The 11,547-nt window shown below is 69.8% G+C and carries 11 protein-coding genes; 8 read left to right on the forward strand and 3 right to left on the reverse strand.

The genetic code is table 11. The annotated features are described in order from the left end of the window. Positions 1–786: 786 nt before the first annotated feature. Positions 787–2,244: a hypothetical protein gene (locus tag ABT130_RS45195; RefSeq protein WP_350966142.1), complete on the forward strand. Its 1,458-nt coding sequence runs from the start codon at positions 787–789 to the stop codon at positions 2,242–2,244. A gap of 14 nt (positions 2,245–2,258) precedes the next feature. Continuing rightward, the gene (locus ABT130_RS45200; RefSeq protein ID WP_350966143.1) at positions 2,259–3,254 is read left to right on the forward strand and encodes a hypothetical protein; all 996 of its coding nucleotides are present in this window, start codon (positions 2,259–2,261) and stop codon (positions 3,252–3,254) included. A 99-nt stretch (positions 3,255–3,353) separates the two neighbouring features. Here the strand turns inward: ABT130_RS45200 and ABT130_RS45205 are convergent, their stop codons facing one another. Both ABT130_RS45205 and ABT130_RS45210 read right to left on the reverse strand, forming a co-directional pair. Further along, positions 3,354–4,280 (reverse strand): MBL fold metallo-hydrolase, encoded by a 927-nt coding sequence (locus ABT130_RS45205; protein WP_350966144.1) that lies wholly within the window; start codon positions 4,278–4,280, stop codon positions 3,354–3,356. A gap of 188 nt (positions 4,281–4,468) precedes the next feature. Continuing rightward, positions 4,469–5,827, reverse strand: coding sequence for a DUF1015 family protein (locus ABT130_RS45210; RefSeq protein WP_350966145.1), 1,359 nt, complete (start codon positions 5,825–5,827; stop codon positions 4,469–4,471). 211 nt (positions 5,828–6,038) lie between these two features. On the opposite strand from ABT130_RS45210, the gene ABT130_RS45215 reads away from it, so the two are divergent. Continuing rightward, entirely contained in the window at positions 6,039–6,380 is a 342-nt protein-coding gene (locus ABT130_RS45215) for a tetratricopeptide repeat protein (RefSeq protein ID WP_350966146.1), read from the forward strand. Between the two features lie 50 nt (positions 6,381–6,430). Further along, on the forward strand, positions 6,431–7,438 hold the full coding sequence (locus ABT130_RS45220; RefSeq protein ID WP_350918714.1) for an HAD-IIA family hydrolase: 1,008 nt from the start codon (positions 6,431–6,433) through the stop codon (positions 7,436–7,438). Positions 7,439–7,499: 61 nt separating this feature from the next. On the opposite strand, the gene ABT130_RS45225 is transcribed toward ABT130_RS45220, so the two are convergent. Next, positions 7,500–7,847, reverse strand: coding sequence for an SCP2 sterol-binding domain-containing protein (locus ABT130_RS45225; RefSeq protein ID WP_350918717.1), 348 nt, complete (start codon positions 7,845–7,847; stop codon positions 7,500–7,502). A gap of 436 nt (positions 7,848–8,283) precedes the next feature. Between ABT130_RS45225 and ABT130_RS45230 the strand changes: the two genes are divergently transcribed. From ABT130_RS45230 to ABT130_RS45245, 4 genes are all read left to right on the forward strand, one after another. Then, entirely contained in the window at positions 8,284–8,457 is a 174-nt protein-coding gene (locus tag ABT130_RS45230) for a hypothetical protein (RefSeq protein ID WP_350966147.1), read from the forward strand. After that, a complete protein-coding gene (locus ABT130_RS45235; RefSeq protein WP_350918723.1) occupies positions 8,454–9,272 on the forward strand; it encodes a TlyA family RNA methyltransferase in 819 nt (272 codons plus the stop codon). Before ABT130_RS45230 ends, ABT130_RS45235 begins: the two co-directional genes overlap by 4 nt. 130 nt (positions 9,273–9,402) lie before the next feature. After that, complete coding sequence (locus ABT130_RS45240; protein ID WP_343968981.1) at positions 9,403–10,308, forward strand: NAD kinase; 906 nt, start codon at positions 9,403–9,405, stop codon at positions 10,306–10,308. A 90-nt stretch (positions 10,309–10,398) separates the two neighbouring features. Continuing rightward, positions 10,399–11,547, forward strand: a 1,149-nt coding sequence (locus ABT130_RS45245) for an AAA family ATPase (protein ID WP_350966148.1), incomplete at its 3' end; no start/stop codon positions are given.

Genomic DNA, 11,547 nt, shown 5'->3' on the forward strand with positions numbered 1-11,547 from the left:
GTACTGCACCGGGGACGGTGTGGGAGAGTAGGTCGCCGCCGGACAATCTTTCATGAGGGCCCTCACCTTTGGTGGGGGCCTTCGTGCTTTCCGGGGAGCTTCCGGAAAGGGGCTTGCGGGGTTTTTCTGGGGTTTTCAGTGGGCTCCGGGTAAGGGGGGCCGACCTCGGCTCTTACCGGTTCGTAGTGGTTTCCGGGGAGCCTTCGATCAAGGGGCTGTACCTGGACTCCCGCCGGTCGGTGGGCGTTCTTGGTGTTTCCACGCACTGGAATCCGAACCGTCGGCCAGTGTTTCTCATGCTTTCCAAGGAGAGTCCCGAAAGGTGCTTCTGGGAGATGCGGAAATCATCCCAGGAGTAGGGGCTTGATGGAAAAGCCAGCCGCTCGTGTTCCGGTTAAGGCCTCCACGGGCCGCTGGAGTTCTTTCGCCGTCGGGGAGAGCCTCAGCTGAGCGCCCCTCTGCTCTGCCGAACCTGCGGTGGCAGGCGGGGACCGGACACTCCGCAGCGCTCTGAAATCCGGCAATGGACTGCGCCACGACGTTCGTGATCATTTACGGGTACCGGAGAAGGGCGTATGGAGTTTCGATGGCTTGCTAGGCTGGAGAGGCCGGGCCACCCCACCAGCGGGTGGCCTTCGTCGCGCCAGACCACGATAGGGCGGGGCAGCGATAGCGAACGGGGCGCACCCCGCGGCCGGAGACCGCCCGCACAGCGAACCGTCCCATCCGATCGAGGAGATGGGATGCGCTCGCAGAGTGAGCCAACGAATGGACCAGAAGTGAACAGTGACAACCGGCCTGAAGGCGCGGGTCGACGCGAAGAGGGCGAGAACCGCGGATCTGGCGGTCAGGGAGGTCACCGCGGCGATCGCGCAGGTGGCTACAGGGGACGTCCGGGAGACGGCCCCCGATATGGTGAGCGCCGAGAGTGGCGCCCGGGCGGTTCTTCCGGCTCTCGTGACCGCGGCGACAGGCCGTCCTACAACCGTGACGACCGTGGTTCCGGTCGTCCTCCTTTCAACCGAGACGACCGGCCGGGCGGTGGGCAGAGGTCTTCGGGACCGCGTGGTGACAACCAGCGTTCCTATGGTGATCGCGACCAGCCCCGAGGCGGTTCCTACGGAGCCCGTGACCGCGGGGACAGGCCGTCGTTCAACCGTGATGATCGTGGTGAGCGTAGGCCGTTCAACCGCGATGATCGTTCGGGTGGGGAGCGTCGTTCGTACGGTGACCGCGATCAGTCGCGTGGTCAGTATGGTTCGCGTCCCGATCGTGGTGAGCGCAGGCCGTTCGACCGAGATGATCGTCCGGGTGGTGGTTACCGGGGAGATCGTCCGTCCTTCAACCGTGATGATCGTGGTGAGCGCAGGCCCTTCAACCGTGACGACCGTTCGGGTGGGGAGCGTCCGTCGTTCAACCGCGATGATCGTGGTGAGCGTAGGCCGTTCAACCGTGATGACCGTTCGGGTGGGGAGCGTCGTTCGTACGGTGACCGTGACCAGGCTCGTAGCCGTTACGGTTCGCGTCCCGACAGCGGCGAGCGCAGGCCGTTCAACCGCGATGATCGTTCGGGTGGGGAGCGTCCGTCGTTCAACCGCGATGATCGTGGTGAGCGTAGGCCGTTCAACCGCGATGACCGTTCGGGTGGGGAGCGTCGTTCGTACGGTGACCGCGATCAGTCGCGTGGTCAGTATGGTTCGCGTCCCGATCGTGGTGAGCGTAGGCCGTTCGACCGAGATGATCGTCCGGGTGGTGGTTACCGGGGAGATCGTCCGTCCTTCAACCGTGATGATCGTGGTGAGCGTAGGCCGTTCAACCGTGACGACCGTTCGGGTGGGGAGCGTCCGTCGTTCAACCGCGATGATCGTCCGGGTGGGGAGCGTCGTTCGTACGGTGACCGTGACCAGGCTCGTAGCCGTTACGGTTCGCGTCCCGACAGCGGCGAGCGCAGGCCGTTCAACCGCGATGACCGTGGTGAGCGCAGGCCGTTCAACCGCGATGACCGTGGTGAGCGCAGGCCGTTCAACCGTGACGACCGTCCCGCTGGCGGCTACCGGGGAGACCGCGATGGTGAGGGGTCACGCACCCGTTATGGCCGGGATGACCGGCCCGGTGGCCGTGACGAGGCTCCCAGCCGCCAGCGTGAGGAACTGCCCGAGCTTGCCCCGGACATCACCGCGGAGGAGCTCGACAAGGAGATTCGTGAGGAGCTCCGTTCCCTCCCGCTCGACCTCGCGGAGCTGATCTCTCGCCACCTCGTGGCAGCCGAGAGGGCTCTGGGCGAGGACGACGCGGAGCGGGCGTACGAGCACACCAAGGTCGCCCGCCGCTTCGCGGCCAGGATCGGAGTGATCCGCGAGGCGGTCGGTATCGCGGCCTACCATGCCGGCCACTTCTCCGAAGCACTCAGTGACCTGCGTGCGGCCCGCCGGATGACGGGTTCTGACTCGTTCCTGCCGATCATGGCGGACTGCGAGCGTGGCCTCGGCCGCCCCGAGCGCGCCCTCGACCTGGTCCGCTCCAAGGAGGCCGAGCGGCTCGACCGCGCCGGCAAGATCGAGCTCGCCATCGTGGAATCCGGCGCCCGGCGTGATCTCGGCCAGAACGATGCCGCGGTCATCACCCTCCAGCGCCTTCCCGAGTTGCGCGACACGCGTCCTCAGCCCTGGTCGGCCCGTCTCGCCTTCGCCTACGCCGACGCGTTGTTCGAGGCGGGTCACGAGGGGCCCGCCACCGAGTGGTTCGGCCGGGCGATGGCTTTCGACGAGGAGGGCGAGACCGATGCGGCCGAGCGTTACGCGGAGCTGACCGGGGCCGTCATCGAGGATCTCGAAGAGGACGACGAGTTCCAGGACGAGGAAGCCGTCGACGACGACCGCTTCCTGGACGACGCCGATGACGACGCCGATGACGAGATCGACGCCGACGACGTCATCGACGAGGTCGACATCGACGACGTGGCGACTCTGGACGCGGACATCGAGGACGAAGACGATCTCTACGAGGAGGCGTTCGGCACGGGAAAGCCCGTGATCGGTGACGCCCTGGACAACGGCGCTCCCGACGCGAACGGAACGGCGGGTATCGAGCGGAAGGTCCAGGAGAAGGAGGGAAAGGCCGACCTGGCTGTCGAGCCGGCCTTCATCGAACCTGACTTCGGCGACATTCTCCGCGATGCCCCCGATATCCACGACGATCGGGACGAGGCCGACGAGCAGGGCCAGAATCGCCGAAGCAAGCCCGAGGAGAAGTAGCTCCCCGGGGGACTTCGCCGTATTTCGGGTGAACGGGCGAACGGCCCGTTCACCCGAAATGGCGATTCCAGTGCGGTCCTGGGCCCGGGGGACGCGTCCTTACGACTCTGTCCGGTCCAGCCAGTGCAGGATTCCAGCCACGTTGGACGGGGCGCCGCTCAGCAGTTCGAACTGCTCGGCGGTGGCCTCGTCCGCCTTCAGCGCCGCATAGCGGTCACGGGTCCGCTCCCTGACCATGGCCACCGCGTGGTCCAGGTCCATGGCCTGCGCGCGGGCCTGACGGGTCAGGTCGACCCAGACGCGCAACTCCTCGGCGGAGCGTCCTAGAATCTCTTCCACGTCCGTGACCGGCCCGTAGTGGCTGAAGAGCAGTCGTTGTGGGCCCAGTGCCTTGAACAGGGCGATCGAGTCCAGCGCGGTCCGCAGGTCGAAGTCCGGCGGGGGGGTGGCGGGGCGCAGATCACCTGTCTCCGGAAGGTAGACCCCGGCCGCGTCGCCGACGTAGAGGTCACCGGTGCCGGAGTCGATGAGCCCCACGTGATGTTTGGCGTGTCCCGGGGAGTAGTGGCTGCTCAGCGTGCGTCCGTTGCCGAGGTCGACACTGCCCGTGTCGCCTAGCGCGCGAATTCGTGAGGCTTCGGTGGGGGAGAGCTCGCCGAACAGGGTGTCCAGCTTGTCGCCCCAGACCATTCGCGCGCTGGCCATCAGCCTGGACGGGTCGGCGAGATGCCGGGCGCCTTTCTCGTGAACCACGATCTCCGCGTCCGGGTAGAAACCGGCGATGTCCCCGACTCCGCCCGCGTGGTCCAGGTGGATGTGCGTGACAACGACCGTGGCGAGATCCGCCGGGCCGACGCCCAGCGAGGTCAGGGCGTCGCGTACCACGGGAGCCGAGGTGGAGGTACCCGTCTCCACCAGGCAGGGCCGATCTCCGAGAATCAGGTATCCGGCCGTGATACTGGAGTATCCGGCCATCCTCGTGTCGATCTCATAGACGTCGCCGCCGAGGGCGGTGATGTTGTCCACAGGTCACCTCATAACTGGAACCGGCGTCCCCAGAACGGTATTCGGCCATTCCGGTGCAGCTCACATCGTAGAGAGTCGTCCTCGGTCGCTCGCTTCCGTACGCGAAGAAAGATGTCGCGGGCAAGCGACCCGGTGCCGCTTGTGCGGGCCGCTGAGCTGTCGTCTCCGGGGTGACCGTGTGATCTCGGTCACTGTTCGGACCTCCGGGAGCCAGAGACCTCGGAGTCGCTCAAAGCCCCGGCCTCCTGGGGGGCCGGGCCGCTCGTGGGCGGGTTCTGGGCCGAAGTGCTGAGCAGACGCAGGACCAGGCCGGTGCGGGGCTTGGGGCCGAAGGAGGTGGACTTGCGGGGCACCCGTTCTCCCCGGGCCGCGATCGCGAGCACGTCCTCGACCGCCAGCGGGCGCAGCAGCACCGCCGTCCCGCCGGAGGCCCGCGCGAGCTGTGTGGCGGCCTCCGGATCGTGGTGGACGACGCGCACCGAACGCTCGTCGTCCCGCATCCCCCACACCTTCGGCAGGAGGAACTCCGCGAGGATGGAGGTGTTCAGCGCCCGCCATCCGGCCGAGCGGTCGGTCGGCATGGCGTGCGCGAGCCGGTCGGGGTCGGGGTCGGTGAGCAGGTAGGTGGGGCCCCCGCCGGACAACAGGTAGGCCGGTCCGGTGCTCTCCTCCAGCGCGGCCAGCCCCTCGGCCAGGCCCGCGTGCTCCCGTACCTGCCAGGAGTCCCTGGCCTTGGCCAGCGCCTCCCCGAGCGGCAGTTCGGGAATGACCCGATGGATGGCCTTCAGATGCGGGGGGTAGGCGCCGGAGTCCACCAGGAGTGCGAGACCGAAATCCCAGGGCCCGGGCTCTGCGGGCCTTGAGGCGTGGTGTTCCCGCTGGAGTTCGAGGTAGGTGGCGTAGCGGTGGTGCCCGTCGGCGATCAGGGCCTGGCGAGGGCGGAGATCGGCGTTGATGGAGGCGAGCTCACCGGTGTCGGTGACGGCCCACAGCCGGTGTCTGACCCCGTCGCCGGTCACCGCCTCCGCCAGCGGAGGCCGGGATGTGGCGGTCCGGTCGACGAGGCGGGTGGCGGCGCCGCCCGCGCCGTCGTAGAGCAGGAAGATCGGCTCCAGGTTGGCCTCCGTGGTGCGCATCAGCGCCAGCCGGTTGGCGACCGGTCCGGGCATCACGTTCTCGTGCGGCAGGACGATGTGCTGGTCCGGCCCCGCCAGGCCCACGTCGCCGATGAGTCCGCGCTGCAGGATCCCGGGCCCGGACTGCTCGTAGACGTAGATCGCGGGTGTCTCGTCGGCGGCCAGCACTCCGGAGGAGAGCCACTCCTGAAGCCTCTCCCGCGCCTCGGCGTACCTGGGCTGGTCGATGCCGGGAAGGATCAAACGCACCACGTTGTTGGGGTGGGTGTCGAGCAACTCCCGTACGCCCGCCTCGTCGATGAGATCGTAAGGCGGTGAGGTGACCCCGGCCAGATCGTCGACCGTGAACCGTACGCCGCGGAACGGGCGTAGCACCAGCCCGCCGGGCACCGGCAGTTCAGGATTCGCCATAGAGGGCATGCTGCCATAAAGGCCTGAAACGGCCGGGCGCCGTCTCGAGGCTGCGGTGGTGCCCGGTCCCGTCAGGGAGTCGGCCAGATCTGTCGTCTGTCGATGAAGGAGGCCTCACACAATGGTCCAAGGACGTAGCGGTCCGTCTGATTCCCCCAACCCCGAGACGGGCGCTCCGGTCGGGGACGTCTACGAATGGTTTCAACGAGGGATGAGGTTGCTGGCCGAGGGGAGCCCGGCGGCGGCTGCCGCGCTGCTGGAGCGGGCGGCCTACGCGGAGCCGGAGTCCCGGAGCATCCGTGAGGCTCTCGCCCGGGCGCAGTTCAACTCCCGGCAGTACGCCGACGCGGTCGACAGCTTTCGCTGGATCATCGATGCGAATCCAGCCGAGGACTACGCGTATTTCGGTCTCGGGCTCGCCCTGTGGCGGACCGGGGACATGGAGGGAGCCCAGGAGCCGCTGGCCATCGCCGTCGCGATGCGGCCCGACCAGCGGCACTACGTCTCCGCTTTGAAAAGTGTGCGCGCCACGTTACGGGCCCGCCGGATGTGATCCGTATGTGATCTGTGCGAGCAATGGAACGTGGGTGATGAAATAGGTCAGTGGACACGAATGCGCTGATCGACCTGTACGACACCCTCCTCCTTGATCTCGATGGGGTGGTGTATCTCGGGCGCGACGCCGTACCCGGGGCGCCCGAGGCGCTACGCCGGGCGGCGGAGCGTGGCGTGCGCCTCGCCTATGTCACCAACAACGCCTCACGCACCCCAGGCGCCATCGCCCAGCACCTGAGCGCGCTGGGTGCTCCGGCGACCCCCGACGACGTCGTCACCTCCGCCCAGGCCGCCGCACGGCTCGTGGCCGAGCGGGTCGAACCGGGTGCCGCGGTGCTGGTGGTCGGCGGGATGGGACTGCGCACCGCGTTGCGCGCCCATGGTCTGCGTCCGGTCAGCACCGCGCTGGACAGCCCGGTCGCGGTCGTCCAGGGCATAGCCCCCGACCTCTCCTACGGCCTGCTGGCCGAGGGGACACTCGCGGTGCGGGAGGGGGCGCTCTTCGTGGCCGCGAACGCCGACTCGACCATGCCGACCGGTAGAGGCGAGTTTCCCGGCAACGGCGCGATGGTCAGGGTCATCGCCACGGCGACCGGGGTGGAGCCGATCGTCGCGGGCAAGCCGGAGCCGCCCCTGCACCGGGAGTCGATGCTCCGTACCGGATCGCGGCGGCCCCTGGTGGTCGGCGACCGGCTCGACACCGACATCGAGGGGGCGACCAACGCCGGAGTCGACAGCCTGCTGGTTCTGACGGGGGTGGCGAGCGCGCTCGACGTGCTGACCGCCGCCCCCCGGCACCGGCCGACCTATGTCGCCGGCGATCTGTCCGCACTGCACCGGCCCTATCCCGAGGTACGGCGGGCCGGGGACGGGTGGACCTGCGACGGGTGGACGGCCCGCTGGGAGGGGGGTGCCCTCACCCTTGAGGGTGGAGGTGAGCCGCTCGACGGCCTCCGCGCCGCCTCAGCCGCGACCTGGGAGGCCGCGGGGGAGGGCCGGGCGGACGAGGACGCGGTGAAGGCGGCACTCGACTCCGCGCTCTCGCCCGCCGGCTGAGAGGGCCACCTTCGTCCAGGCGGCCTCTCCCCTCAGGTGATCCCGCCCTCGGGCGGGATCCTCAGAGAAGCTTGCGCAGGCGGAGAAGGTCTCCGAAGCTGGCGTCGACCCTGACCCGGCCGCCGAACACGGCCCGTCCCATATCGAGTTCCCCGTTGACCAGGGCGACGAGATCATCGCTGCCGATGGTCAGCTTCACCTCGGCCTCCCTGCCGTCGTCCGAGGGCTGATCCTCGAAGGGGCCGAGGCCGCCGTGGTGGATGCGACCGTAAAAGGTCACGCCGAGATCCTTGATGTGGCAGCTGATACTGCGCTCGACCACGTGCTTGGCGCGGCTTGCCTGGTCAACCTCGTCGAACTGCTCGGCGAGTTTGCGCAGTGCCGCCCGGCACTCGTCGACGGTCGCCATCGCGTGGCGCTCCCTTCTCTTCCGGACCGGCCTGAATCCCTTTCAGGTACGGACGGTAGCGTTCCACATGGGTACGGCATGCAATCCGGCGCGGGGTGTGCCGGGAAAGAGGCGTACACCGCGGCGTACGAAACCCCGAGGAGGGTGCGCTTGGGCGGCCGCCGACCTTAACGAGATGACAACGCGCGAGACCCCCGCGATAGTTCGCGCTTTACCCAGCTTTGAAGAATCCGCTCTCCTGGCCCACGCCGGGGCGGAGGGAGGCGGGAGGCGACGGAACCGGGGAGGCCCGCCGGGGCGACGGGGGACGCGGGTTCCGATACGGTCGGGGAATTCACGGGCACGGGGCCGGTGAGCGTCGCGTCCGTGCGGCGGCAAGGGGTGCCGAGACGGCCACGACGGCCGAGACGACCAGGAGAGGATCCGGAGGGGGCGTATGACGGACCTGCTTGAGGAGACGGGCGACGAGCGGGCGGACGCCGCGCTGGGCGGGCTCGCCCGGCTCGGCGCCCTGCCCGTCTCCGCGCACGCGGACGTCTTCGAGGAGGTGCTCACCGGACTGGAGCAGGCGCTCGCCTCGGTGAACGACGTCCCGGACCGGCACCCGTGAGCCGGCGGGCACGCCTCGACAGCGAACTCGTCCGCAGGAGGCTGGCGCGGTCCAGGGAACAGGCGGCCCAGCTCATCGAGGCCGGCAGGGTCAGCGTCGGCGGCCGGGTGGCGGCCAAGGCGGCGACCCAGGTCGACACCGCCTCGGCCATCGTGGTGGTGGAGGCGGCCGAGGGCCCGGACTACGTCTCGCGAGGGGCGCACAAGCTCCTCGGCGCGCTGGAGGCATTCGGTCCCCTCGGCCTCACGGTCGCCGGGCGCCGCTGCCTGGACGCCGGTGCCTCCACCGGAGGCTTCACGGACGTGCTGCTGCGCGGCGGTGCGGCCCACGTGCTGGCCGTCGACGTCGGCTACGGCCAGCTCGCGTGGTCACTGCGGACCGACGACAGGGTCACGGTCATGGAGCGGGTCAACGTCAGGGACCTGACGCCGGACATGGTCGGCGAGGCGCCCACCCTGGTCGTCGGAGACCTCTCCTTCATCTCGCTGCGCCTGGTGCTGCCCGCCCTGGTGCGCTGCGCCGCCGAGCGGGCCGATTTCGCGATGCTGGTCAAGCCCCAGTTCGAGGTTGGCCGCGAGCGGGTCGGCGCGGGCGGCGTCGTCCGCGACCCCGCGCTCCGCGCGGAGGCCGTGCAGGACGTGGCCGAAGCCGCGCGGGCGCTCGGCCTGACCGTGCGAGGGGTCACCGCCAGCCCGCTGCCCGGCCCGTCGGGCAACGTCGAGTACGTCATCTGGCTGGGTAAGGGGGAGGGGGCTCCGCCGGTCGCCGACCTCGGCGCCGAGATCGAGCGAGCGGTGGCGGAGGGGCCCCGGTAGCGGGCGACCCGGGAGAGCGCGACCTGACATCCTGCCCGGAGCCGAAACTCGGGGCACCCACACTGGAAGAGCTGAGTTGGACTTCCTCCCCAGAGCCAGAGCTCGGGGTCTCCACGCTCGAGGAGATGAGATGACTGCCAAGCGCGTCGTGCTGGTCACCGCGCACACCGGCCGGCCGGCGGCCGTCGACAGCGCCCGGATGGTGATCCAGCGGTTCCTGGACGCCGGGTTGACCGTGCGCGTCCTCAGCGCCGAGGCCGACGAGATCGCCTGCGCCGGGGCCGACGTGGTGCCCGCCGGTTCGGCGGCGGTCGACGACGCCGAGATGATGATCGTGCTCGGCGGCGACGGGAGCCTCCTGCGGGCGGCCGAGTTCGCCCGCCCGGCCGGCGTGCCGCTGCTGGGGGTGAACCTCGGACACGTGGGCTTCCTGGCGGAGGCCGAGGTGGAGAACCTGGCGGTCGCGGTCGACAGCGTGGTGGAAGGTCGCTACGACGTCGAGGAGCGGATGACCATCGAGGTCACCGCCCGCCTCAACGGCAAGTTGCTGGCCGACAGCTGGGCGCTGAACGAGGCCACCGTCGAGAAGAGCGAGAGAATGCTCGAGGTGGTCGCCGAGATCGACGGGCGCCCGTTGTCGCGCTGGGGGTGTGACGGGGTGATCTGCGCCACGCCGACCGGTTCCACCGCGTACGCCTTTTCCGCGGGAGGGCCGGTCGTCTGGCCCGAGGTGGAGGCGCTGCTGCTGGTGCCGATCAGCGCCCATGCGTTGTTCTCCCGGCCCCTGGTGGTCTCGCCCCGCTCCAGGCTCGCGCTGGAGGTCCAGACGGAGACCGCGGGAGCGGTGCTGTGGTGCGACGGGCGCCGCAGGTTCGACCTGCCCGCCGGGGCGAGGGTGGAACTGCGGCGGGCCGAGCTACCGGTACGACTGGCTCGGCTGCACGGTCTGGAGGACACGGGCGCGCCGTTCACCGACAGGTTGGTCGCCAAGTTCGATCTCCCTGTACAGGGGTGGCGCGGACGGGTGAGGCCCTAGTACGGCAGGGCGGGTGACGTCTCAAGCGCGTAGGATCGTGCCCGCGCACCGCACTGATGTTCGGTGAATTCGATGTGACGGGAGGGACCAGTGCGACCTAGGGTCGAGGAGGTCCGCATCCAGGGGCTCGGCGTGATCGACGAGGCCGTCCTGCTGCTATCGCCGGGATTCACCGTGGTCACGGGCGAGACGGGTGCGGGCAAGACCATGGTGGTGACCGGTCTGGGGCTGCTGTTCGGCGGCCGGGCCGATCCCGCCCGGGTCCGTCCCGGCTCCGAGCGGGCCACCATCGAGGGCACACTGATCGTCGACCCGGCGGGACGGGTCGCGCAGCAGGTGCAGGACGTGGGCGGCGAGGTCGAGGACGGCGAGTTGATCATCTCTCGGACCGTCTCCGTCGAGGGGCGCAGCCGTGCCTGGCTGGGGGGGCGCACCGTCCCCGTCGGCACGCTCACCTACCTGGCCGAGGACCTGGTGGCCGTGCACGGCCAGATGGACCAGCAGCGGCTGCTGCAGCCCGGCCGCCAGCGCGCCGCTCTCGACCGCTACGCGGGCGAGGAACTGGTCAAGCCGTTGCGCGCCTACGAGCAGGCGTACAAGCGGCACAGGAAGATCGCGGAGCAGCTGGCCGAGCTGACCACCAGAGCCAGGGAGCGCGCCCAGGAGGCCGACCAGCTCAGGTTCGGGCTCGGTGAGATCGAGAGGGCCGACCCCAAGGCCGGCGAGGAGACCGAGCTGCGCGAGGAGGAGGAACGGCTCTCCCACGCGGACTCCCTCCGGAGTGCCGCCGAGACGGCGCACCGGGCGCTGCTCGGTGACCCGATGTCCGGTGAGCAGGCCATGCCGGACGCCATCGCGCTGGTCGGCGAGGCCCGCACGGCGGTCGAGGCGGTGCGCGACTTCGACCCGGCGCTCGCCGGGATCGCCGAAAGGCTCGCCGAGGCGGGCTACCTGATCTCCGACGTCGCCACCGAGCTGGCCGCGTACGCCGAGTCGATCGACGCGGATCCGGGTCGGCTCGCGGCGGTGCAGGAGCGGCGGGCCGCGCTCATCCATGTCATCCGCAGGTACGGCCAGGACACCGCAGAGGTGCTCGCCTGGGCCGCTCGGGCCGCCGCACGCGTCGCGGAGCTCGACGGTGACGACGACCGCATCGGTGAGCTCACCCGCGAGCACGAGGAGCTCACCGGGCGCCTCACCGAGCTGGCCGCCCCGCGGGCCCCCGGCAGCGCGGGGGCC

Source organism: Streptosporangium sp. NPDC001681, assembly GCF_040298085.1.
Classification (GTDB): Bacteria; Actinomycetota; Actinomycetes; order Streptosporangiales; family Streptosporangiaceae; genus Streptosporangium.

Bases quoted from the DNA above. Each gene is read 5' to 3' on its own strand.
- ABT130_RS45210 (WP_350966145.1), bottom strand. From the start codon at position 5,827: ATGGCGAATCCTGAACTGCCGGTGCCCGGCGGGCTGGTGCTACGCCCG.
- ABT130_RS45215 (WP_350966146.1), top strand. From the start codon at position 6,039: ATGAGGTTGCTGGCCGAGGGGAGCCCGGCGGCGGCTGCCGCGCTGCTG.
- ABT130_RS45225 (WP_350918717.1), bottom strand. From the start codon at position 7,847: ATGGCGACCGTCGACGAGTGCCGGGCGGCACTGCGCAAACTCGCCGAG.
- ABT130_RS45230 (WP_350966147.1), top strand. From the start codon at position 8,284: ATGACGGACCTGCTTGAGGAGACGGGCGACGAGCGGGCGGACGCCGCG.
- ABT130_RS45240 (WP_343968981.1), top strand. From the start codon at position 9,403: ATGACTGCCAAGCGCGTCGTGCTGGTCACCGCGCACACCGGCCGGCCG.